Source organism: Vibrio sp. 970, assembly GCF_033339075.1.
Genome location: NZ_JAWOTW010000700.1, coordinates 1 through 544, shown reverse-complemented (window position 1 = coordinate 544; position 544 = coordinate 1). Strand labels below are relative to the sequence as shown.

Here is a 544-nt window from a genome sequence, read left to right as displayed (position 1 = left end):
TGACCTGCATACGCGGATCTTTGCTGATCGAATCAAACGTATTTTTGAGCTGCTGATAGGTGTCGCCTTCGACTTTTACTTCATCAAGTAGGCTCACCACTTCCAAAATTTTTCGCTCGGTTAATGGTTCTCCTCGGTAGCCTGACGGACTGACTAATGAATAAGCCAAAAGCGCGGTTTCTGGTTTTTCTTCCTTAAGCAGTGCCTGCTTCAAGTCGAGGTGCGTTTTGATGTTTTCTTGGAAGAACTTGGTGTATTTTTTTCTTAATACGCCTTCGCTAACCGAAGCAAACTTGTGGCCTTTATGGAACGTAGATGGCTCTTTGACTTCGCCTCTTTTGCTTATTACTCGGTCATCTTTTTGCGCGGCAATGGCACGAAACTGTTCCAAATCGGGTACTGGGCTTTGACTGATTTTTTGCGTTGTATTCACCATAACTCCCTCCTACACACGCAGTGGTTGAACATGACTTTGTTCATGATTTGAAGTGGCTGAAAGATCTTGATCCAACATGGCAAAACGCGCTTGCCAAAGTTCGGTCTG

Annotated in this window: 2 pseudogenes; both read right to left on the bottom strand. The window is 44.7% G+C overall.

Features of this window, described 5'->3' with window-relative positions:
* A pseudogene (gene vopQ / locus R7Q11_RS28700) lies at window positions 1–436 on the bottom strand (type III secretion system effector VopQ); the annotation flags it as partial.
* A 9-nt stretch (window positions 437–445) separates the two neighbouring features.
* Window positions 446–544 (bottom strand): annotated as a pseudogene (locus R7Q11_RS28695) (CesT family type III secretion system chaperone); the annotation flags it as partial.